Origin of the sequence: Natronosporangium hydrolyticum (genome assembly GCF_016925615.1) — a bacterium.
GTDB lineage: Bacteria > Actinomycetota > Actinomycetes > Mycobacteriales > Micromonosporaceae > Natronosporangium > Natronosporangium hydrolyticum.
Map to the genome: position 1 here is coordinate 4,185,511 of NZ_CP070499.1, position 20,332 is coordinate 4,205,842.

At 69.0% G+C, this 20,332-nt stretch carries 19 protein-coding genes and 2 tRNA genes; 5 read left to right on the top strand and 16 right to left on the bottom strand.

The annotated features are described in order from the left end of the window. Nucleotides 1-46 precede the first annotated feature (46 nt). Both leuD and leuC read right to left on the bottom strand, forming a co-directional pair. A complete protein-coding gene (leuD, locus tag JQS43_RS18770) occupies nt 47-634 on the bottom strand; it encodes a 3-isopropylmalate dehydratase small subunit (protein ID WP_239675696.1) in 588 nt (195 codons plus the stop codon). Continuing rightward, nucleotides 634-2,085, bottom strand: a complete 1,452-nt coding sequence (leuC, locus tag JQS43_RS18775; protein WP_239675697.1) for a 3-isopropylmalate dehydratase large subunit — start codon at nt 2,083-2,085, stop codon at nt 634-636. Before leuC ends, leuD begins: the two co-directional genes overlap by 1 nt. A 119-nt stretch (nt 2,086-2,204) precedes the next feature. Here leuC and JQS43_RS18780 point away from each other — a divergent pair, with 119 nt between their 5' ends. Next, complete coding sequence (locus JQS43_RS18780) at nt 2,205-2,891, top strand: IclR family transcriptional regulator (protein WP_239679494.1); 687 nt, start codon at nt 2,205-2,207, stop codon at nt 2,889-2,891. A gap of 98 nt (nt 2,892-2,989) precedes the next feature. Here JQS43_RS18780 and JQS43_RS18785 read toward each other — a convergent pair. From JQS43_RS18785 to cimA, 4 genes are all read right to left on the bottom strand, one after another. After that, nucleotides 2,990-3,065: transfer RNA gene (locus tag JQS43_RS18785), tRNA-Glu, on the bottom strand. Between the two features lie 22 nt (nt 3,066-3,087). Continuing rightward, nucleotides 3,088-3,159 (bottom strand) — tRNA-Gln (locus JQS43_RS18790). An 84-nt stretch (nt 3,160-3,243) separates the two neighbouring features. Next, a complete protein-coding gene (locus tag JQS43_RS18795) occupies nt 3,244-4,032 on the bottom strand; it encodes a fumarylacetoacetate hydrolase family protein (protein ID WP_239675698.1) in 789 nt (262 codons plus the stop codon). A 134-nt stretch (nt 4,033-4,166) separates the two neighbouring features. Further along, nucleotides 4,167-5,756 carry a citramalate synthase gene (gene cimA, locus JQS43_RS18800; RefSeq protein ID WP_239679495.1) on the bottom strand — a complete coding sequence of 530 codons (1,590 nt, stop codon included), beginning with the start codon at nt 5,754-5,756 and terminating at the stop codon, nt 4,167-4,169. 237 nt (nt 5,757-5,993) lie between these two features. Between cimA and JQS43_RS18805 the strand changes: the two genes are divergently transcribed. Together JQS43_RS18805 and JQS43_RS18810 are read left to right on the top strand one after the other, a co-directional pair. Further along, on the top strand, nt 5,994-6,398 hold the full coding sequence (locus JQS43_RS18805; protein WP_239675699.1) for a PRC-barrel domain containing protein: 405 nt from the start codon (nt 5,994-5,996) through the stop codon (nt 6,396-6,398). Between the two features lie 46 nt (nt 6,399-6,444). Then, the gene (locus tag JQS43_RS18810) at nt 6,445-7,182 is read left to right on the top strand and encodes a tyrosine-protein phosphatase (protein WP_239675700.1); all 738 of its coding nucleotides are present in this window, start codon (nt 6,445-6,447) and stop codon (nt 7,180-7,182) included. Nucleotides 7,183-7,238: 56 nt separating this feature from the next. Here JQS43_RS18810 and JQS43_RS18815 read toward each other — a convergent pair whose 3' ends face one another. The 4 genes from JQS43_RS18815 to serA form a co-directional block, all read right to left on the bottom strand. Further along, nucleotides 7,239-8,336 carry a branched-chain amino acid aminotransferase gene (locus tag JQS43_RS18815; RefSeq protein ID WP_239675701.1) on the bottom strand — a complete coding sequence of 366 codons (1,098 nt, stop codon included), beginning with the start codon at nt 8,334-8,336 and terminating at the stop codon, nt 7,239-7,241. A 161-nt stretch (nt 8,337-8,497) separates the two neighbouring features. Then, on the bottom strand, nt 8,498-9,526 hold the full coding sequence (locus JQS43_RS18820) for a 3-isopropylmalate dehydrogenase (protein WP_239675702.1): 1,029 nt from the start codon (nt 9,524-9,526) through the stop codon (nt 8,498-8,500). Nucleotides 9,527-10,137: 611 nt separating this feature from the next. Next, the gene (locus tag JQS43_RS18825; RefSeq protein WP_239679496.1) at nt 10,138-10,350 is read right to left on the bottom strand and encodes a DUF397 domain-containing protein; all 213 of its coding nucleotides are present in this window, start codon (nt 10,348-10,350) and stop codon (nt 10,138-10,140) included. A gap of 34 nt (nt 10,351-10,384) precedes the next feature. Next, nucleotides 10,385-11,983, bottom strand: coding sequence for a phosphoglycerate dehydrogenase (gene serA, locus JQS43_RS18830; protein ID WP_239675703.1), 1,599 nt, complete (start codon nt 11,981-11,983; stop codon nt 10,385-10,387). A gap of 169 nt (nt 11,984-12,152) precedes the next feature. On the opposite strand from serA, the gene JQS43_RS18835 reads away from it, so the two are divergent. Next, on the top strand, nt 12,153-12,701 hold the full coding sequence (locus tag JQS43_RS18835; protein ID WP_239675704.1) for a hypothetical protein: 549 nt from the start codon (nt 12,153-12,155) through the stop codon (nt 12,699-12,701). Here JQS43_RS18835 and mpgS read toward each other — a convergent pair. The 4 genes from mpgS to JQS43_RS18855 form a co-directional block, all read right to left on the bottom strand. After that, complete coding sequence (gene mpgS, locus JQS43_RS18840) at nt 12,695-13,939, bottom strand: mannosyl-3-phosphoglycerate synthase (protein ID WP_239675705.1); 1,245 nt, start codon at nt 13,937-13,939, stop codon at nt 12,695-12,697. The two genes, JQS43_RS18835 and mpgS, sit on opposite strands and share 7 nt — an antisense overlap. Nucleotides 13,940-14,027: 88 nt before the next feature. Beyond that, the gene (ilvC, locus tag JQS43_RS18845) at nt 14,028-15,041 is read right to left on the bottom strand and encodes a ketol-acid reductoisomerase (protein ID WP_239675706.1); all 1,014 of its coding nucleotides are present in this window, start codon (nt 15,039-15,041) and stop codon (nt 14,028-14,030) included. Nucleotides 15,042-15,068: 27 nt separating this feature from the next. Beyond that, the gene (gene ilvN, locus JQS43_RS18850; protein ID WP_239675707.1) at nt 15,069-15,587 is read right to left on the bottom strand and encodes an acetolactate synthase small subunit; all 519 of its coding nucleotides are present in this window, start codon (nt 15,585-15,587) and stop codon (nt 15,069-15,071) included. An 11-nt stretch (nt 15,588-15,598) separates the two neighbouring features. Continuing rightward, nucleotides 15,599-17,479, bottom strand: coding sequence for an acetolactate synthase large subunit (locus tag JQS43_RS18855; protein WP_239675708.1), 1,881 nt, complete (start codon nt 17,477-17,479; stop codon nt 15,599-15,601). 291 nt (nt 17,480-17,770) lie between these two features. Here JQS43_RS18855 and ilvD point away from each other — a divergent pair, with 291 nt between their 5' ends. Next, complete coding sequence (gene ilvD / locus JQS43_RS18860; protein WP_239675709.1) at nt 17,771-19,618, top strand: dihydroxy-acid dehydratase; 1,848 nt, start codon at nt 17,771-17,773, stop codon at nt 19,616-19,618. Nucleotides 19,619-19,622: 4 nt separating this feature from the next. On the opposite strand, the gene JQS43_RS18865 is transcribed toward ilvD, so the two are convergent. Together JQS43_RS18865 and JQS43_RS18870 are read right to left on the bottom strand one after the other, a co-directional pair. After that, complete coding sequence (locus JQS43_RS18865) at nt 19,623-20,021, bottom strand: type II toxin-antitoxin system VapC family toxin (protein WP_239675710.1); 399 nt, start codon at nt 20,019-20,021, stop codon at nt 19,623-19,625. Further along, a complete protein-coding gene (locus JQS43_RS18870; protein WP_239675711.1) occupies nt 20,009-20,233 on the bottom strand; it encodes a type II toxin-antitoxin system Phd/YefM family antitoxin in 225 nt (74 codons plus the stop codon). The genes JQS43_RS18865 and JQS43_RS18870 overlap by 13 nt, the downstream gene beginning before the upstream one ends. Nucleotides 20,234-20,332: the final 99 nt, after the last annotated feature.

Below are 20,332 nucleotides of genomic sequence, written 5' to 3' on the forward strand. Positions count from 1 at the left end.
ACCGAAGCGCGCAAAAGCGCGGCGCTGCGGCTTCGCCGTGCTCAGACTACGTCACAACCGGCGTAAACGGGGGTCGGCCGTCCTCATAAGCGAGGATTGCCGCCTCATGCCGCAAGGTCAGACCGATGTCGTCGAGGCCTTCTAGCAACCGCCATCGGCTGAAGTCGTCGATCGGAAACTCCCAGCTCGCTTCCCCAACGCGTACCTGGCGTTCGACAAGGTCCACCGTGACCTGCGTGGCCGGGTCCCGTTCCAGCTGCTCCCAGAGCTGTTCGACAATGGGCAACGGCAGTTCGACCGGCAGCAACCCTTCCTTGAGCGAGTTGCCCCGGAAGATGTCGCCGAATCGGGGCGAGATCACCGCCCGGAAGCCCCAGTCCCGCAAGGCCCACACCGCGTGCTCCCGGGACGAGCCGACACCGAACTCCGGGCCGGCCACAAGGATCGTCGCCGCCTCGTGGGCCGGCTGGTTCAGCACGAAGTCCGGGTCGTTACGCCAGGCCCGGAACAGGCCGTCGGCGAATCCGGTCTTACTCACCCGCTTGAGGTAGACCGCCGGGATGATCTGATCCGTATCTACGTTGGAACGGCGCAACGGCGCCGCCGCACCGCTGTGTACCGTGAACTTCTCCATCAAGAGCCGCCTTTCAGATCGGTCGGGTCAGCCAATCGGCCGGTTACCGCGGTGGCGGCGGCGACCGGCGGCGACACCAGATGGGTACGGCCGCCCTGGCCCTGCCGACCCTCGAAGTTCCGGTTCGACGTCGAGGCGGCGCGCTGCCCCGGCGAAAGCGTGTCCGGGTTCATGCCCAGGCACATCGAGCAGCCGGCGTAGCGCCATTCGGCGCCCGCGGCGGTGAAGATTTCGTGGAGGCCTTCCTGTTCCGCGGCGGCGCGAACCGCGTCGGAGCCCGGCACCACCAGCATCCGTACCCCGTCGGCGACTCGCCGGCCCCGGATCACTTCGGCGGCGGTCCGTAGGTCTTCGAGCCGCCCGTTGGTGCAGGAGCCCACAAACACCACGTCGATCGGCACCTCCCGCATCGCGGTGCCGGGGCGCAGCGCCATGTACTCCAGCGCCCGCTGCGCCGCGGACTGGGCGGCGGCGTCGGCGAAGTGCGCCGGATCCGGCACCGCCCCGTCGAGCGGCACGCCCTGCCCGGGATTGGTGCCCCAGGTGACGAACGGCGAGATCTGGTCGGCCGCCAACACCACCTCGGTGTCGAACTCGGCGCCCGGGTCGGTGGGCAGCCCTCGCCAGTGATCCAGCGCCTGCTCCCACAGTTTGCCGCTGGGCGCGTAGCGCCGGCCGGCGAGGAATTCGTAGGTGGTGTCGTCCGGTGCGACCATGCCGGCCTTCGCCCCCCACTCGATCGACATGTTCGCCACCGTCATCCGGCCCTCCATGGACAGGCCGGCGACCGCCGATCCGCGGTACTCCACGATGTGGCCACGGCCCGCGCCGGTGCCGACCTGGGCGATCAGCGCCAGAATCAGATCTTTGGCGGTGACGCCGCCGCGCAGGGCGCCGGTGACGGTGACCGCCATGGTCTTGGGCCGCTGTTGCGGCAGCGTCTGGGTCGCCAGCACATGCTCCACCTCGCTGGTGCCGATCCCGAAAGCTAGCGCCCCGAACGCGCCGTGGGTGGCGGTGTGCGAATCACCGCACACCATGGTCAGCCCGGGTTGGGTCAACCCCAGCTGCGGGCCGATTACATGCACGATCCCCTGATCCGCGTCGCCCAGCCGATGCAGCCGGATCCCGTACTCTTCGCAGTTGCGGCGCAGGGTTTCGATCTGGGTGCGGGAGGTGAGATCACCGATGGTGATCAGATCTCCCCGCCGACCGGCGTGGCTCGGATCGTCGTACCCGGTCGGGGTGTTGTGATCCTCTGTGGCCAGCGTAAGGTCGGTGCGCCGAACCTTCCGGCCGGTCGCCCGCAATCCGTCGAATGCTTGCGGACTGGTCACCTCGTGCAGCAGATGCAGGTCGACGTAGAGCAGATCTGGTTCGCCCGGGGTCGAACGCACCAGATGGTCGTCCCACACCTTTTCGGCCATCGTTCTGGGTTTTTGTACTCCCATCGCAGTTTCCCTTTCTGCTGGTGACGCCGCTGGCGGCGGGACCCGGGGCGAGGTGCCAGCGAGTCACCGGCTGGACATCCTAAAATTTGGGAGGTAGTTTTCGTTCTGTGGGAAACGGTATCAGCGGAGTAGGCGTCCTTGACAAGGCAGTGCTGATTCTTTCTGCCTGCGTTGAGGGGGCCAGCCTGGCCGAACTCGTAGACCGGACCAAGTTGCCACGGGCGACCGCACACCGGCTGGCTCAGGCACTCGAAGTGCACCGGCTGCTAGTGCGGGACACGCAAGGCCGCTGGCGCCCCGGCCCGCGGCTGGGGGAGCTCGCCAACGCCGCCCCAGACGTGCTGCTGACCGCCGCGGAGCCGATGCTGGCCGCGCTACGCGACACCACCGGGGAGAGCGCGCAGCTGTTCCTCCGGCGGGCCGACGAGCGGGTCTGTGTGGCCTCCGCGGAGCGGGCCCGGGGCCTACGGGACACCGTGCCGGTCGGTTCGGTGCTGCCGATGCACGCCGGCTCCGGCGCCCAGGTGCTACTCGCCTGGGAACCCCCGGAGGCCTACCTGCCGCTGCTGCCCCGCTGCCGCTTTACCGGCAAGACACTGGCCGAGGTACGCCGGCGCGGTTGGGCGCAGAGCGTCGCCGAACGAGAGGCCGGCGTCGCCAGCGTCTCCGCTCCGGTCCGGGACCGCTCGGGCCGAGTGGTGGCCGCGATCAGCGTCTCCGGCCCGATCGAGCGGATGGGCCGGCGGCCGGGCGAGAAGTACGCGATGGCCGTCGTCCGGGCCGGCCAGCGGCTCTCCGGGCTGTAACCACCAGCCCGGCCCCGACCCGGGCCCGGCACACACGCTGAAGGGCACGCGCACAAACTGAAGAGCGCCCCACCGAATCGGTGAGGCGCTCTTCGCGCTGGTAGCCCCGAGGAGATTCGAACTCCCGCTACCGCCTTGAGAGGGCGGCGTCCTAGGCCGCTAGACGACGGGGCCTTGCAGGCATGAAGCCTACCAGCTGGGGTACCAGGACTCGAACCTAGACTAACGGAACCAGAATCCGTTGGGCTGCCAATTACCCCATACCCCAGTGGCGTGTAACCACGCCGTCGAAGACTGTACCGTACCCGGGCGGCCGGCGCCAAACCGCCCACCCGACACCGTCATGAGCTGGTTATTCAAGCTCCAGCACCGGATTGGCAAGCTCTCCCATCCCGGCCACCCGGACGGTCACGGTCTCCCCCGCCGCCAGCGGACCCACCCCGGCCGGAGTGCCGGTGAGCACTACATCGCCCGGCAGCAGCGTCATCACATGTGACACATACGACACCAGGGTGGCCGGGTCGAAGACCATCTCGCTGGTCCGACCCAACTGCCGGACCTCCTCGTCGACCTCGCAGCGAACCTCCCGGTCGGCGAGGTCCTCGCCGGTGACGATCCATGGACCCAGCGGGCAGAACGAATCGAACCCCTTGGCCCGGGTCCACTGGCCATCCATGCGTTGCAGATCCCGGGCGGTGACATCGTTGGCGCAGGTCCAGCCGAAGATGGCCCGCTCGGCCCCGGCCCGGTCCACCCGCCGAGCCCCCGGCGGCCCGATCACCACCGCGACCTCGGCCTCGTGCTCCACCTGCACAGACTGCGGCGGCAACCGAATGGCGTCCTGCGGGCCGATCACCGAGGTGGACGGTTTCAGGAACAGCAACGGCTCGGCCGGAACCTCAGCGGCGTGTTCCGCCGCGTGGTCGCGGTAGTTGCGGCCGACGCACACCACCTTGCTCGGCAGGATCGGCGAGAGCAGCCGCACATCGGCCAGCGCCCACCGTTGCTCAGTAAACCGGAGTTGGCCGAACGGGTGGCCCTCGATCTGCGCCACGGTCAACCCCGCCGCACCGGCCTCCGCCTCACCCTCGACCACTCCGAACGACATCCCGCCGGGATGCGCGAACCGTGCAATCCGCACCGGTCTCCCTCTCTGCTCGGCCCGACCCCGGCACCGCGCCGCGGGCCGCGTTTCAACCTACCCGCCGAAACCTACCTGGCGGGCCGGCTGCGCCCACCGGCGCCAGGGACCGGCAACGGGCACCCGGCGGCGGCTCACTGCCCAGCCGGATCGGCGCTCCGGGCGAGCGGATAGGTGAGCGCGTCGACCAACGCGTGCCAACTCGCCTCCACCACGTTCTCGTGCACGCCGACCGTGGTCCAGTCCCGCCCCGATCGGTCCACCGTCTCCACCAACACCCGGGTGACCGCCCCGGTGCCGTGCGAGCCCGCCAGGATCCGCACCTTGAAGTCGGCCAGCTCCACATCGGCCAGCTCCGGATAGTGGCGAGACAGGGCGCTACGCAACGCCTGATCGAGCGCGTTGACCGGCCCATTGCCCTCGGCGGTGGCGATCACCCGCTCACCCCCGATCCGGACCCGGACGGTCGCCTCGGAGACCACCGCACCGCCGTCCCGGTGCTCCACCTGCACCCGGTACGAGTCGAGCGTGAACGGCTCCAGATCGGCCCCGAGCGCTCCGCGTACCAGGAGTTCGAACGAAGCGTCCGCGGCCTCGTACGACCAACCCTTCGACTCCCGCTGCTTGACCAGGTTGGTCACCTCGGTCAGCGCCTCCGGCCGATCGCTGAGGTCCAGCCCCAGCTCCTTACTCTTCAGCTCGATGCTCGCCCGGCCCGCCATCTCGGTGACCAGGATCCGCATGTCATTGCCGACGGTCTCCGGCTCGATGTGGTTGTAGAGCAGCGGATCCACTTTGATCGCACTGGCGTGCAGCCCGGCTTTGTGCGCGAAGGCGGCCGACCCCACGTACGCCTGATGGGTGTCGGGGGCGAGGTTGGCGATCTCGGCGATGGCGTGCGACACCCGGACCATCTGCTCCAGGCCACCTTCCGGCAGCACCGGCAGCCCCAGCTTCAGGGCCAGGTTGCCGAGCACCGCGAACAGGTCGGCGTTGCCTGGCCGTTCGCCGTAACCGTTGGCGGTGCACTGGAAATGGCGCACGCCGGCTTCGACCGCGGCGACCGTGTTCGCCACCGCGCACGCGGTGTCGTTCTGGCAATGGATTCCCAGCTGGGTGACGGGCACCCCGCTGCGCTCCACCACCTCACCGATCGCGGTGGAGATCCACGATGGCAGCATCCCGCCGTTGGTGTCACACAAGACCACCGCCTCCGCCCCCGCCTCGCTGGCGGTCCGGACCACCGACGCCGCGTACGCCGGGTCGAACCGGAAGCCGTCGAAGAAGTGCTCGCAGTCGAGGAAGACCCGCCGCCCCTCGGCCACCAGGTGTGACACGGTGTCTGCCACCATCGCCAGGTTCTGCTCGGCGGTGGTGCGGAGCGCGCGTTCCACATGGCGCAGATCCGACTTGGCTACCAGGCAGATGGCCGGGGTGTCGGCGTCGAGCAGCGCCCGGACCTGCGGATCGTCGGCGACCGGTCGGTCGGCCCGGCGGGTGGCGCCGAAGGCGACCAGCACCGCATGGCGTAGCTCCAACTCCTTCCGCGCCCGGGCGAAGAACTCGGTGTCGCTGGGCAGCGCACCAGGCCAACCACCCTCGATGAAACCGACCCCGAGCTCGTCGAGCAGCCGCGCCACCGCGAGCTTGTCCGCCACGGAGTAGCCGATCCCCTCGCGCTGGGCACCGTCGCGCAGGGTCGTGTCGTACACCTGGTAGGTCATCTGCTGGTCTTCCTTTCCCATGAAAAAACCTCCCGCGGCTGCGGGAGGTTTGCGCGCTCGGCGAAGTGGGGTGTCCGGGCGCGCTAGGCGCCGATAATCAGGACTAGGCTGGTGCTCACGATCGGTAGTCTGCCACCTACGCCCGTCCTGTGGAAGTCCTCTCCCACATGCTGACACGTTAAGTTTGCCTCGCCCGCCCCCCGGGTAACGAAACAGACACAACTAAGGAGGTGGGTTATGACCGCGCTCAACCCCCAAGACCTTCCCGAGCCGGTGCCCGACCGTCCCTTCGACCCCTGGAACCTGCGGGCCGACGCCGCCGTCGAGATGCAGAGCGCTCAGCTCGCCGGCTACCAGGTAGAGGCGATCAACGGCGGGGTCGGAAAAGTAGTCGACGCCAGTCTCACCCGCGACGGCAGCTACCTGCTGGTGAGCACCGGCAAACTGATCGGCAAGAAGACGCTGGTGCCCGCCGGGACCATCAACCACATCGACGACACCGAACGCGTCATCTACCTTGACCGCAGCCGGGAGCAGGTCAAGGGTGCCCCGACCGTCGCCGCCGAGGCGGCGACCGACCCGGCGCAGCAACAAACGGTGGCCGACTACTACCAGGCCACCTACCACACTGGCGCCGCCTGACCCCGGCGCCCGGTCGCCACCGTGCCCGATTGGGTACGGTGGCGACGTGGCAGATGAGATCGGACAGCGCACATACGAGTTCTCTCAGGTGTTCAACTTTCGCGATCTCGGGGGTCATCCCACCGCCGACGGCCGCACCGTACGCTGGCGGCGGTTGTTCCGCTCCGACGCGCTCTCCAACCTTACCGATCCGGATCGCGAACCGTTCCAGCAACTCGGCATTCGCACCGTGATCGACCTGCGCCGCTCCTACGAGCTGGCGGCGGACGGCCGGGTGCCAGCGTGGGACGGGGTGACCCACCACAACATCGACCCGGGTCACCCCGAGTGGAGTCTCACTCCCTACCAGGACGGCCTGGACCCGCAGCGCTACCTCGCCGACCGGTACCGGGACATGGCCGATACCGGTGCTGCCGGACTGGTCCGCGCGGTGGCGATGCTCGCCGACTCCGACACCGTGCCGGCCGTGGTGCACTGCGTGGCCGGCAAGGACCGCACCGGGGTGGTCTGCGCCCTCACCCTGTCGCTGTTGGGCGTCGACGACGAGGTCATCGATGCGGACTACGCCCACAGCTCGATCGGCAATCAGCGCTACATCGAGTGGATCCAGCGCAACGGCCGACCCGACGCGGTGATGCGGCCCTGGTTCTACTCCCACCCGGGCACCATGCGGCTTTTCCTGCAAGAGCTCCGGGAACGGCACGGCTCGGTCGAGGAGTACGTAGGCAAGGCCGGGCTGGGCCCGGAGCGGATCACCACGCTCCGGGAGCAGCTGCTCGAGTAGTCCCCCGGCGGCGGCCAGCGCCCGACGCGGATGCCGATGCGAGCGCGCGGCACCGGTCAGAGCACCCGGTGCACCCAGCCGAACGGGTCGGCTGCCCGCCCCCGCTGGATGTCGACCAACTGCTGCCGCAGGCCCATCGTCACCTCGCCCGGCCCGCCGTCGGCGACGGTCAGCTCACCTCCGGACCACCGGGCCTGACCGATCGGGGTAAGCACCGCCGCGGTGCCGCACGCGAAGACCTCGCGCAACCGGCCGCTGGCCGCGTCCGCCCGCCACTCGTCGAACGAGACCTGCCGCTCGACCACGGTCCGGCCCTGATGCCGAGCGAGCGTGATCACCGAGTCCCGGGTGATGCCCGGCAGGATCGAGCCGGAGAGCTCGGGGGTGACCAGCGTGCCGTCGTCGTAGACGAAGAAGACGTTCATACCGCCCAGCTCGTCCACGTAGCGCCGGTGCACGGCGTCGAGGAACACCACCTGGTCGCAGCCGTGCGAGATGGCCTCCGCCTGCGCCACCAGGGACGCGGCGTAGTTGCCGCCGCACTTGGCCTCCCCGGTGCCGCCCGGGGCGGCGCGGGTGTAATCGTCCGACACCCACACGGTCACCGGCTTCACGCCGCCGGTGAAGTACGGACCGACGGGCGAGGCGATCAGCATATATAGATATTCGGAGGCCGGCTTGACACCCAGGAAGACCTCGCTGGCGTACATGAATGGCCGCAGGTAGAGGCTGCCCTCATCGGCGGTGGGAACCCACCCCCGGTCGACCTCGATTAGCTTGTGCAGCGAGTCCAGGAAGGTCGACTCGGGCAGCGGCGCCATCGCCATCCGCCGGGCGGAAGCAGCGAACCGGGCCGCGTTGGCCTCCGGCCGGAACAGCACGACGCCGCCGTCATCGGCGGCGTACGCCTTGAGCCCTTCGAAGATCTCCTGAGCGTAGTGAAGCACCGCGGTCGCCGGGTCGAGCTGAATCGGGCCGTACGGCTCCACCCGGGCGTCATACCACCCCTTGCCCTCGGCCCATCGGATGGCGACCAGATGGTCGGTGAAGATCCGGCCGAAGCCGGGGTTGGCCAACAACGCCTCGCGCTCGGCGGCGGCTACCGGCCGGGGATTCGGACGGATCTCGAAGTCGAGCTTGTCACCACCGCTCATGACGCTGCACCTCTCCTACTGCTCCGACAAACCGGGCACTTCACCCCGGCTGTGCCACATGCTGGGAAGCCAGGGCCCTTGAAACGTACCTTGAGCCCTGGTCACTGTGAAGCCCGCCACGGGGTTCCCCCATCGGCGGCGGTCAGGTCGGCGGGGGCGGGTCAGCCCATCCGTGCCGCGAGCCGGTCCCCGACCTCGGTGGTGCGCACCGGCGCGCCGGGCGCCCGCTCCGCCAACTCGGCGGCGACCGCCGCCGAAACCTGCTCCGCCTCACGCTGGTGGCCGAGGTGGTCGAGCAGCAGGCTGACCGAGAGGACCGCGGCCACCGGATCGGCGACGCCGCTGCCCGCGATATCCGGTGCAGACCCGTGCACCGGTTCGAACATGGACGGGTGGGTCCGGGTGGGATCGATGCATCCGCTCGCCGCCAACCCGATCCCCCCGGTCACCGCAGCGGCCAGGTCGGTCAGGATGTCGCCGAACAGGTTGTCGGTGACCACCACGTCGTAGCGCTGCGGCTGGGTCACCAAATACATCGCGGCCGCGTCGACGTGCTGATACTCGGTGGTCACCGTGGGAAACTCGGCGGCCACCGCGGCGAAGGTCCGGGCCCACAGATCGCCGGCGTGGGTCAGCACATTGGTCTTGTGCACACAGGTGAGCGTCTGCCGGGGCCGCGCCTGCGCCCGGACGAACGCGTCGCGGATCACCCGCTCCACGCCATACCGGGTGTTGAGGCTCTCCTCGGTGGCGACCTCCGCCGGGGTGTCCCGCCGCAGGGTCCCGCCCGCGCCGGCGTACAGCCCTTCGGTGCCCTCCCGGACCACCACCAGGTCGATCTCGCCTGGCTTGACCTGGGCCAGTGGGCCGGCGGTGCCAGCGAACAACCGGGCCGGGCGGAGGTTGACGTACTGGTCGAACTCGAACCGGAGCCGCAGCAACAGCCCTCGCTCCAGCACCCCCGGCGGCACCGTCGGGTCCCCGACCGCCCCGAGCAGGATCGCGTCGTGGCCGCGGAGCTCGGCGAGCACCGAGTCCGGCAACGTCTCCCCGGTGCGGTGCCAACGGCCCGCACCCAGGTCGTACGGGGTCAGCTCGGCGGCTGGCAAGACCGCGGTGAGCACCTTGCCCGCCTCCGCGATCACCTCTGGTCCGATGCCGTCCCCGGCCACCACTGCGATCCGCGCCACCGCGCGCTCCTTCCCCGTTGCTGCCCGGACCGGGCAGCGGTCCTACCGAACGTTAAGTCACCCCTGCGGACGCTAGGCCACGTTCCCACGTTACGACACCACCATCCCACTATGCAGACGACGAACTCGCACACCAGACCGCGGCGAGCGGGCCACTGTTGCTGACAAACAGCGTGAAGGACTCCACCCGCCAGCTGGTCAATTCGAGAGGGGCTGCAAGCTGCAAGCCGGAAATGCCCTGCAAGAGGGGCAGGGACAGCAAGAAACGTGGCTGGGAGGGCCGCTGAGCTGCCTCCGGGCCGCCGACTTGTGGAGCCGGTCCTCCCTGGCGCCGGCTGACTCGCGCCGGGATCGCGTCCGACGGAAGTCAGTACCAGGTCACGGGCTTGTCAGCAGACCCCCTTGCGCCCGGCCGTCAACACCGTCGGCCGCTTGGTCGGGTGAGTGGTGATCCACTACGGCGACAAACTAGATTCATACTGGCAAATCAGGCGCCACTCGGCCCACCAAGTCGGGTGAGACGCAACGGGCCAGCAGTGTGCCGTGGAGAGCCCGCCGTGGGAACGGCCGCCCCAGGAGGGAGCACCCTCCTGGGGCGGCCGGCTCGCTGGCTACGCCTCGTCGGGGAGGTCGAACTCGCCGTCCTTGGCGCCGGCTACGAACGCCTCCCACTCCGCCTCATCGAAGATGAGGATCGGACCGTCGGGATTCTCGCCGTCACGCATGCCGATCAAGTCGTCAACGAAGGCGATCTCGATCCGACCTGAGCTGCGCCACTCGGCGCGGCTCAGGTCGAAATCGCCCTTCAACGGGTGCTGCACAATGTGCTCACTGTTGCTCACCCGGCGATGGTAACGGTCACTCCTCGCGCAGGTCGACCGCGCTGCTGCCGACCGCACCGATCTGATGCGCGGCCGCGTGCAGCTGATCGGCCGAGACCGAGGAGTCCACTGTGAGCGTCATCAGCGCCTCGCCGCCGGCGGCACGCCGCGACACCTGCATCGACGCGATGTTGATGCCGGAGCTACCCAAGGTGCTGCCAACCTGGCCGACCACCCCGGGCCGGTCTGTGTAGCGGAAGAAGAGCAGGATGCCCTCGGCGTCGAGCTCCAGGTCGAAGCCGTTGACCTCGGTCAGCTTCAGGGTCTCCCGCAAGCCGTTGCTCCAGAGCGTGCCGGAGACGCTGACCGTCCGGCCATCGGCGAGCGCACCCCGGACCGTCACCAGGTTGTGATGGTCCGGCGACTCCTGCTCGGTGGCGAGGTCGACCTCGACCCCCCGATCGGCCGCCAGCAAGGGCGCGTTGACGTAGCTGACCTGATCCTCGACGACGTCCTCGAAGAGCCCCTTAGTGGCGGCGAGCCGCAGCACCGAGACGTCGTTCGCGACCACCTCGCCCTTGACCTCAACAGTGACGCTGGCGGCGACGCCCCCGGCGACCGCGGTGAAGACCTTGCCCAACCGCTCCGCCAACGGCAGCAGCGGCCGCACATCCTCGGCGACCACGCCGCCGGCCTGGACGTTTACCGCGTCGGGCACGAACTCGCCCTGCAACGCCAGCTTGACGCTGCGGGCGACCGCTGTCCCGGCCTTATCCTGGGCCTCGTGGGTGGACGCGCCAAGATGCGGGGTGCAGACCACGTTGTCGAATGCGAACAGCGGCGATGAGGTGCAGGGCTCCTTGGCGTAGACGTCGATCCCGACGCCGCCCACCCGGCCCTCGGCGAGCGCGTCGGCGAGCGCCTGCTCGTCGATGATGCCGCCGCGGGCCGCGTTGACGATCCTTACACCAGGCTTGACCAGCGCCAGCTCCCGGGCACCGAGCAGCCCCACCGTCTCCGGGGTCTTGGTGACGTGGATGGAGATGAAGTCCGCCTCGCGGAGCAGCTCCTCCAGGCCCACCATCCGAACCCCGAGCTGGGCAGCGCGGGCCGGCTGCACATACGGGTCGTGGGCGATCAGCCGGGTGCCGAAGGCCGCCATCCGCTGAGCGAACAGCACCCCGACCCGGCCGAGGCCGATCACCCCGACAGTCTTGCCGGCCAACTCGACGCCGGTGTATTTGGAGCGCTGCCACTCGCCAGCCTTCAGCGAGGCGCTCGCCGCGACCGTGTTCCGGGCGGTCGACAGCAGCAGCGCTGCGGCCTGCTCGGCGGTGGAGACGATGTTGGAGGTAGGGGCGTTGACGACCATGATGCCGCGGGCGGTAGCGGCCGGCACCTCGACGTTGTCGAGGCCCACGCCGGCCCGGGCGATCACGCGCAGTTTCGGGGCCGCCTCGATCGCGGCGGCGTCCATCTGGGTAGCGGAGCGGACGATGACCGCCTCCGCCTCGGCCAGGGCGGCGAACAGCGCGCCACGGTCCGTGCCATCCACGTGCCGGACCTCGAACTCCTGGGCAAGGATGTCGATCGCGGCCGGGGCGAGTTCTTCGGTAATAAGTACGACGGGAGTCATATCTCCTGCTCGGCGGGTGGGGTGCTATCGGTCCTTGCTTCGACGATCCATCGATCTTATGCCCCGCGCGCCGACCAGAAGTGCACCCCGGCGCCGACCGTGACCGCTCTCACGGCGATTTTCTGGTAGAACTGCCCGCTATGCTGACTAAACAAACCAGAGGAGCGCGATGACCACCCCCGAATGGCTCCGTCCGGTATCTGAGCGATATCTGGGCGGCGAACTCGGTCCGCCGCCGCGCGGTGTCCGGATTGCGGCGATGCTGGCGGGAGTAAACGCGCTGCTGGCAGCCGGCATCCTGGCGCTGGCCGGGCCGGCCACGATCATTCTCCTGACCGGGCCCGTCGCGCCCTTGACCTTGGTCACCTCGAACGGGCTGCTGGCCGTCGCCGGCCTGCTGCTCCTCGCCACCCTGGCCCCCAGTGCGGTGCAGATCTCGCGGCGAGGCTGGTACCGGATACCGGTCACCGCCGGCTGGGTGCTGACCGGCCTGGCGGCCTTCGGATTCTGCGTGGTCGCGGACCCAGGTCGGATCGGCGGCGACGGCCCCCGCCGGTGGAGTGAGGTAGCCGGGACGGTGCCGTGGTTGGCGGTCACCCTCGCCAGCGCCCTGACCATGACCCTGCTACTGCGCAGCGCCCCGGTCAGCAGTTGGCTGGCGCGACGACGGCACCAGGTCCGGCCAGCGCCACCCGACGCAGCGGGCGCCGGTCAGTGACGGGGCCAGCGGCTCAGCTGCGGTGCGTAGCTGAGCCCGTCACCCCCGTCCGACGGGACCTGGCGCAGGCTGTGGGCCTCAGTGGTGAGCATGTCGCAGAATCGGTCCAGCGCCAGGGTGCCGACCGGTGGGTAGATTCGCTCCCGCGGCGGCTCATCGCCCTCACCGATCGCCCGATGGGCGAGCATGAAATCGAGGATCTCCGAGCGCACCGACGGTAGACACACCGGCGAGTGGTAGAGCACATTCAGCGCCTGCATCCGCATGTCCTGAACGTGGTGATCGCCCTTGTTGTCATGAAAATGCGGGTTACGGGTCTCGATCTGGCTAACCGAAACTGATTTGTCCAGCACTTCCTGGTGCGGAGAATCAAGCACCCCACCGAACTGCTCGAACATGTCCAGATATTCGTACGGCTCGACCGCGAAACCACCGGCCAGTCGCAGCTTCAACCCCAACTGCAGACTGAACGCGTGTTCGCCAGCGTTACCGGTGGCGACCACCTCGGTGCCGAAGCCGCTGTACTCCCCGATCAACTGGTTCAGAAACTGGTTGGTCACCTCGGAGGTGCGACCCCGCCGGCTGAAGAACAGCCGGCCGTCCCGCAGCTTCGGCTTCGAATGCCAGGAGATCCGCACCATCGAGTACGGGCTGTCCGCCAGCTGAAAGGCGGCCGCGTACGCCTTGCAGTACTCGTTGACCGCACCGGGGACGAAGTTGTCTGCGTCGATAAATCCGAGGTAGCGGCGGCCGGTCAACGCAGCCATGGCGAGGCCGACGAACATCGCCTCACCTTTGCCGCCGCGGACCAGACCTTCGTCGTCGATCAAGTCAGCGGCGCCCGCCGCCTTGACCGCTGCCGCCAACCCGGGATCGCGCTGATGCACGGTGATCGCCGGACGCTCCGCCGCTTGACAGAACTGCTCGACCGTCTGCGCCTCGATCTCGTACCGGTCAACCGGCCCCCGGGCGCTATTCGAGACCATGATCACCAGGCAGTCGTGCGGCACCCCCGAGAGCACACCCTCGATCACCCGCCGGGTCTCGTTCATGCACGGGACCACGATTACCATGTCCTGCTCGATGGCCCGGAGCTGCGCCGAGGGGACCCGTAGGCTCTCCCGGCTGCGCGGCCCCGCCATGGCCGCGTCGCCGCTATCCAGCTCGATAACCCGCTGGAGTTCGTGGATGCGCACGGCCCCGAAACGCTCAGTGCGGTGCGGTCGCTCCAAACGCATGCGGCGACAGTACCGCCGCCGGGAGGCGTATGTACACCTCCCGGAGGCGGGTTTTCCGCACGGAAATAAGCGGATATGTCGTGTTAATCTACGCGGTCTCGGAGAGGGGTCGGCTCACCCAGCTCATCATCCCCCGGAGCGTCTTCCCGGTCTCCTCGATCGGGTGCGAAGCGGCCTGTTCGCGCAGTTTGGTGAAGTTTGGTCGACCAGCGTCGTCCTCGGCCACCCACTCCCGGGCAAACTCCCCGGAACGCACATCCGCCAGGATCTGCCGCATCCGCTCCTTGGTGCTCTCATCGACCACCCGCGGGCCCCGGGTCAGGTCGCCGTACTCGGCGGTGTCGGAGACGCTGTAGCGCATCCCGGCGAGCCCGTTCTCATACATCAGGTCGACGATCAACTTGAGCTCATGCAGACACTCGAAGTACGCCACCTCCGGGGCGTAGCCCGCCTCGGTCAGCACCTCGAACCCCGTCTGCACCAGCGCGGTCGCCCCGCCACAGAGCACCGCCTGCTCCCCGAAGAGGTCGGTCTCGGTCTCCTCGGTGAAGGTAGTCCGGATCGCCCCGGCCCGCGTGCCGCCGATCGCCTTCGCGTACGACAGCGCCAGCGCGAACGCCGACCCGCTGGCGTCCTGCTCCACCGCGACCAGCACCGGCACGCCCTTGCCCTCGACGAATTGGCGACGCACCAGATGCCCCGGACCCTTCGGCGCCACCATCGCCACGTCCACATCCGCCGGTGGCTCGATCAGGCCGTACCGGATGTTGAACCCGTGGCCGAAGAAGAGCGCCTTCCCCGCAGTCAGATTCGGCGCGATCGACTCGGCGTAGATGGTGCGCTGGGCCGTATCCGGCGCCAGGATCATGATCACGTCGGCCTCAGCCGCGGCTTCGGCCGGCGTCTTCACCGTCAGCCCCTGCTCCTGGGCCTTGGCCCGGCTCTTGGAGCCCTCCGGCAGGCCGATCACCACCGGCACCCCGGAATCCCGCAGCGACAGCGCGTGCGCGTGGCCCTGGCTGCCATACCCGATCACGGCCACGGTGCGGCCGGCCACCAGCGACAGGTCGGCCTGGTCGTCGTAGAAAACCTCAGCAGTCATGTCTTCCTCTCTTCTCCACAGTCAGGGTCAAGCGGCGGGGCGCAGGGCCGGAGCCGCGGTGATCGACCGGGAACCGCGGCCCACCGCGACCAGGCCGGACTGCACCATCTCCTTGATTCCGTACGGTTCGAGGTCCCGGAGGAGCGCGTCGTTCTTGTCGGACGTGCCGGTCGCCTCGATGGTGAGCGTGTCGCCGGCGACATCCACCACCCGGGCCCGGAACAGGTTCACCGTCTCCATCACCTGGGTCCGCACCGGCCGCTCCGCCCGCACCTTCACCAGCAGTAGTTCCCGCTGCACCGAGTCGGCCGGGTCCAGCTCGACGATCTTCAGCACGTTGACCAGCTTGTTGAGCTGCTTCGTGACCTGTTCTAGCGGGGAGTCCGCCACATTGACCACGATCGTGATCCGGGAGACCTCCTTGTGCTCGGTCTCGCCCACCGCCAACGAATCGATGTTGAAACCGCGGCGGGAGAACAGTCCCGCCACCCGCGCCAGCACGCCCGGCTTGTTCTCCACCAACACCGAGAGGGTGTGTCTGCTCATCGTGGTCACTCTCACAGGTCGTCGTCGTCGAAGATCGGGCGCGCGCCCCGGGCGGACATGATCTCGTCATTGCTGGTGCCGGCGGCCACCATCGGCCACACCATCGCGTCCTTGCCGACCACGAAGTCGACCACCACCGGCGCGTCGGTGACCTTCATCGCCGCCTCGATCGTGGCGTCGATGTCCTGCGCCGACTCGCAGCGCAGCCCGACACAGCCCAGCGCCTCGGCGAGCTTCACGAAGTCCGGCACCCGGTGCTTGTGCGTACCCAGGTCGGTGTTGGAGTACCGCTCGTCGTAGAAGAGGGTCTGCCACTGCCGGACCATGCCCAGGTTGCCGTTGTTGATCACCGCCACCTTGATCGGGATGCCCTCCAGCGCGCAGGTGGCGAGCTCCTGATTGGTCATCTGGAAACAGCCGTCACCGTCGATCGCCCAGACGGTGGTGTCCGGTTGCCCCACCTTCGCGCCCATCGCCGCCGGCACCGAATAACCCATGGTGCCGAGACCGCCCGAGTTGAGCCAGGTGTAGGGGCGCTCGTACGAGATGAACTGGCTGGCCCACATCTGGTGCTGGCCGACGCCGGCGACGTAGATCCCCTCCGGCCCGACGATCTCGCCCAACCGCTTGAGCACCTGCTGCGGCGCCATGGTGCCGTCGGCGTGCTCCTCCCAGCCCAACGGGTAGCGGCCCAGCAGGTCATCCAGGTAACGCCACCAGCCGCTGAGATCCGGCTCGCCCCGGGCGGCGTGCTCCGCCTCCACCGCGGCGATCAACTCGTCGATGACGTACTTGGCGTCGCCGACGATCGGCACGTCCGCGTGCCGGTTCTTACCGATCTCCGCCGGGTCGATATCGGCGTGCACCACCGCCGCGCCGGGTGCGAACGAGTCCAGCCGGCCAGTCACCCGGTCGTCGAAGCGGGCGCCGAGCGCCACGATCAGATCCGACTTCTGCAGCCCGGAGACGGCCGCGACGGTGCCGTGCATCCCCGGCATGCCCAGGTGCTGCCGGTGCGAGTCGGGGAACGCCCCCCGCGCCATCAGCGTGGTGGTGACCGGCGCCCCGGTCAGCTCCGCCAGCCGGCGCAGCCCCTCGGTCGCCCCGGCCTTGAGCACCCCGCCGCCGACGTACAAGATCGGGCGGGCAGCGCTGGTGAGCAGCCGGGCCGCGGCCACGATCTGCTTGCCGTGCGGATGCAGCGTGGGCCGGTAACCGGCGAGCTCCTGCACCGGCGGCCAGCTGAAGGTGGTCGCCGCCTGCAGGACATCCTTGGGGATGTCGACCAGCACCGGGCCGGGACGGCCGGTCGCGGCGAGGTGGAACGCCTCGGCCAGCACCCGCGGGATCTCCTCGGCGGTCTGCACCAGATAGTTGTGCTTGGTGATCGGCAGCGTGATGCCGTAGATATCGGCCTCTTGGAACGCGTCGCTACCGATCGCGCTACTCGGCACCTGGCCGGTGATCGCCACCATCGGCACCGAGTCCATGTTCGCGTCGGCGATCGGGGTCACCAGGTTGGTGGCGCCCGGGCCGGAGGTGGCGAAGCACACCCCGACCTTGCCGGTGGCCTGCGCGTACCCGGTCGCGGCGTGGCCGGCCCCCTGCTCATGCCGGACCAGGATGTGTCGCACCGACGAGTCGAAGAGCGGGTCGTACGCGGGCAGGATCGCCCCGCCGGGGATGCCGAACGCTACCTCGACCCCCAGCGCTTCCAGCGACTTGACCAGGGAACCGGCCCCGGTCGTCGGAGTCCTGGGGCCGGCCGGCGGCTCGGCGTCCGGGCGGGCCGGCTTGTGCCCGGCAGCGTGGTGAGGATGGTCACCCGCCGAGCCCCGGCCCGACCGGCTGGCCGCGCGTTGCGCGAGTAGCTGGGGGTTGGGTCTGGTCATGTCAGTCACCTAAGCCTTGAGAACCAGTCGTGCGGATACTTGTATTAGGAGAAGGTGTGCGAACTCGGGTCACGTCTAACACAGCGCAAAATAAAAGCCCTCGTGCAACGGTTGCACGGGGCTAGCGCACTCTCGCGGTGGGAGAGTGCGCTCAGGTAAGTACTCGAGATGACTGGTACGTCACGACACATAGCATGCCTGCTCCCAGCCTCTGAGTCAACCTCTCTCAAATACTGGTACGGCGGGTCGCGAATCCTGGTCAGCCGGGTGAATGGTGCCACACTGGGAGGCATGCCCGAGCTACGCAGCCGTACCTCGACCCACGGCCGGACCATGGCCGGCGCCCGCGCCCTGTGGCGGGCCACCGGCATGACCGACGACGACTTCGGCAAGCCGATCGTGGCGATCGCCAACAGCTTCACCCAATTCGTGCCCGGCCACGTCCACCTGAAGGACCTCGGCGGGCTGGTCGCCGACTCGGTGGCGAGCGCCGGCGGCGTAGGCCGCGAGTTCAACACCATCGCGGTCGACGACGGCATCGCCATGGGCCACGGCGGCATGCTCTACTCCCTACCCAGCCGGGAGCTGATCGCCGACGCGGTGGAGTACATGGTCAACGCCCACTGCGCCGACGCCCTGGTCTGCATCTCGAACTGCGACAAGATCACCCCGGGGATGCTGCTCGCCGCGATGCGGCTGAACGTTCCGACCGTCTTCGTCTCCGGCGGCCCGATGGAGGCCGGCAAGACCGTCGCGGTCGACGGGGTGGTCCACCGCAAGCTGGACCTGATCTCCACCATGATCGCCTCGGCCGACGAGGCGGTCAGCGACGCCGAGCTCGGCGAGATCGAACGCTCCGCCTGCCCCACCTGCGGCTCCTGCTCCGGCATGTTCACCGCCAACTCGATGAACTGCCTCACCGAGGCGATCGGGCTAGCGCTGCCGGGCAACGGTTCGACGCTGGCCACCCACGCCGCCCGCAAGGCCCTCTTCACCCAGGCTGGCGAGATCATCGTCGACCTGGCGAAGCGGTACTACGACGGCGACGACGAAACCGTGCTGCCCCGCGCCATCGGTTCGGCCGCCGCGTTCGACAACGCGGTCGCGCTCGACGTGGCGATGGGCGGCTCCACCAACACGGTGCTGCACCTGCTCGCCGCCGCCCGCGAGGCCGAACTCGACTTCCACGTCGACCGGATCGACGAGATCTCCCGCCGGGTGCCGTGCCTGTCGAAGGTCGCGCCGAACTCCCCCGACTACTACATGGAGGACGTCCACCGGGCCGGCGGCATCCCGGCCATCCTGGGTGAGCTGGACCGGGCCGGCCTGCTGCGCCGCGAGGTGCACGCGATCCACTCGCCCTCGCTGACCCAGTGGCTCGCCGACTGGGACATCCGCGGCGGCACCGCCCGGCCCGAGGCGGTGGAGCTCTACCACGCCGCACCCGGCGGTGTGCGCACCACCGAGCCGTTCTCCACCGAAAACCGCTGGAGTTCGCTCGACACCGACCAGGCCACCGGCTGCATCCGCGACGCCGCCCACGCCTACACCGCCGACGGTGGGCTGGCGATCCTCGCCGGCAACCTGGCGCCGGAGGGTTGCGTCGTGAAGACCGCCGGGGTCCCGGCCGACCGGCTCACCTTCCGCGGCCCGGCGAAGGTGTTCGAGTCACAGGACGCCGCGGTCGCGGCCATCCTCGGCAAGGAGATCGTCGCCGGCGACGTGGTGGTGATCCGCTACGAGGGCCCGCGCGGCGGCCCGGGCATGCAAGAGATGCTCTACCCCACCTCGTTCCTGAAGGGACGCGGTCTCGGTCAGGTGTGCGCGCTCGTCACCGACGGCCGGTTCTCCGGTGGCAGCTCCGGCCTGTCGATCGGGCACATCTCCCCGGAGGCGGCCGGCGGCGGGTTGATCGCGCTGGTCCGCGACGGCGACCCGATCGAGATCGATATCCCGGCCCGGTCGATCCGGCTCGACGTCGGCGACGACGAGTTGGCCGCGCGCCGGGTGGCCGAGGAGAAGCGAGACCGCCCGTACACCCCGGTGGATCGGGAACGCACGGTCTCGGCGGCGCTGCGCGCGTACGCGTCGATGGCGACCAGCGCCAGCGACGGCGCCTACCGCCGCGTGCCGGAGTAGCAGCTCACGCCCGATCCTCATCCCACCAGGCGAGCGAAAGCTGCGCCCGGATCGTCCGATCCTTGGTGATCAGCGGCGTGGCGGTGGCAATCGCTTGCGCTGCCAGCAGCCGGTCGAACGGGTCACGGGTCCACGTCAGCTCCGTCGCGGCCTCGCAGACCAGGGCAGCCGGTGGATCGGTCACCGACATCTCCAGCTTGGCGGTCAACTCCTCCAGCACCTGGGCAGCGGGCACGGTCAGCTTCCCCACCTCATGAAGGTAGTGCAGCTCAAGCCGCACGAACGGAGACAATCCGAGGGGTTCCGCGTTCAGTCGGCGCCGCACCGCGGCCGGCAGCAACCGATCGGGGTCGGCATAGAGCCAGACCAACACGTGAGTGTCGAGCAGGATCACGGCCGCCACTCACTGGACCAGTCAAGATGGACGAGGTCCTCCGGGTCACCGACGATCGCACCCGGGTGTGCCTGGAGCCGGGCCAGTTTGTCCGGGGCTTCCACCGGCACCAGTCGCAGCCGCCGGCCGCCCCGCTCGATCTCGAGCGGCTCGCCCGACCGCAACACCTCGTCAAGGAGCCGGTAGACATTCTGGCGTAGCTCCGATGCCGTGATCGCCATCGCGCACCTCCCACGTACGTACACCAGACTAGCACGTACGTACCGAGACGCCCCCGACGCGTTGACCATGGGATTAGGGACCGATTTGAGCCCGAATCA

What these genes read in the sequence shown, in the direction of transcription:
- ilvD (WP_239675709.1), top strand. Translation starts at nt 17,771, where the DNA reads ATGCCCGAGCTACGCAGCCGTACCTCGACCCACGGCCGGACCATGGCC.
- mpgS (WP_239675705.1), bottom strand. Translation starts at nt 13,939, where the DNA reads ATGCGTTTGGAGCGACCGCACCGCACTGAGCGTTTCGGGGCCGTGCGC.
- ilvN (WP_239675707.1), bottom strand. Translation starts at nt 15,587, where the DNA reads ATGAGCAGACACACCCTCTCGGTGTTGGTGGAGAACAAGCCGGGCGTG.
- JQS43_RS18805 (WP_239675699.1), top strand. Translation starts at nt 5,994, where the DNA reads ATGACCGCGCTCAACCCCCAAGACCTTCCCGAGCCGGTGCCCGACCGT.
- serA (WP_239675703.1), bottom strand. Translation starts at nt 11,983, where the DNA reads ATGACTCCCGTCGTACTTATTACCGAAGAACTCGCCCCGGCCGCGATC.
- JQS43_RS18870 (WP_239675711.1), bottom strand. Translation starts at nt 20,233, where the DNA reads ATGGCGATCACGGCATCGGAGCTACGCCAGAATGTCTACCGGCTCCTT.
- leuC (WP_239675697.1), bottom strand. Translation starts at nt 2,085, where the DNA reads ATGGGAGTACAAAAACCCAGAACGATGGCCGAAAAGGTGTGGGACGAC.
- JQS43_RS18835 (WP_239675704.1), top strand. Translation starts at nt 12,153, where the DNA reads ATGACCACCCCCGAATGGCTCCGTCCGGTATCTGAGCGATATCTGGGC.
- ilvC (WP_239675706.1), bottom strand. Translation starts at nt 15,041, where the DNA reads ATGACTGCTGAGGTTTTCTACGACGACCAGGCCGACCTGTCGCTGGTG.
- cimA (WP_239679495.1), bottom strand. Translation starts at nt 5,756, where the DNA reads ATGACCTACCAGGTGTACGACACGACCCTGCGCGACGGTGCCCAGCGC.
- JQS43_RS18815 (WP_239675701.1), bottom strand. Translation starts at nt 8,336, where the DNA reads ATGAGCGGTGGTGACAAGCTCGACTTCGAGATCCGTCCGAATCCCCGG.
- leuD (WP_239675696.1), bottom strand. Translation starts at nt 634, where the DNA reads ATGGAGAAGTTCACGGTACACAGCGGTGCGGCGGCGCCGTTGCGCCGT.
- JQS43_RS18855 (WP_239675708.1), bottom strand. Translation starts at nt 17,479, where the DNA reads ATGACCAGACCCAACCCCCAGCTACTCGCGCAACGCGCGGCCAGCCGG.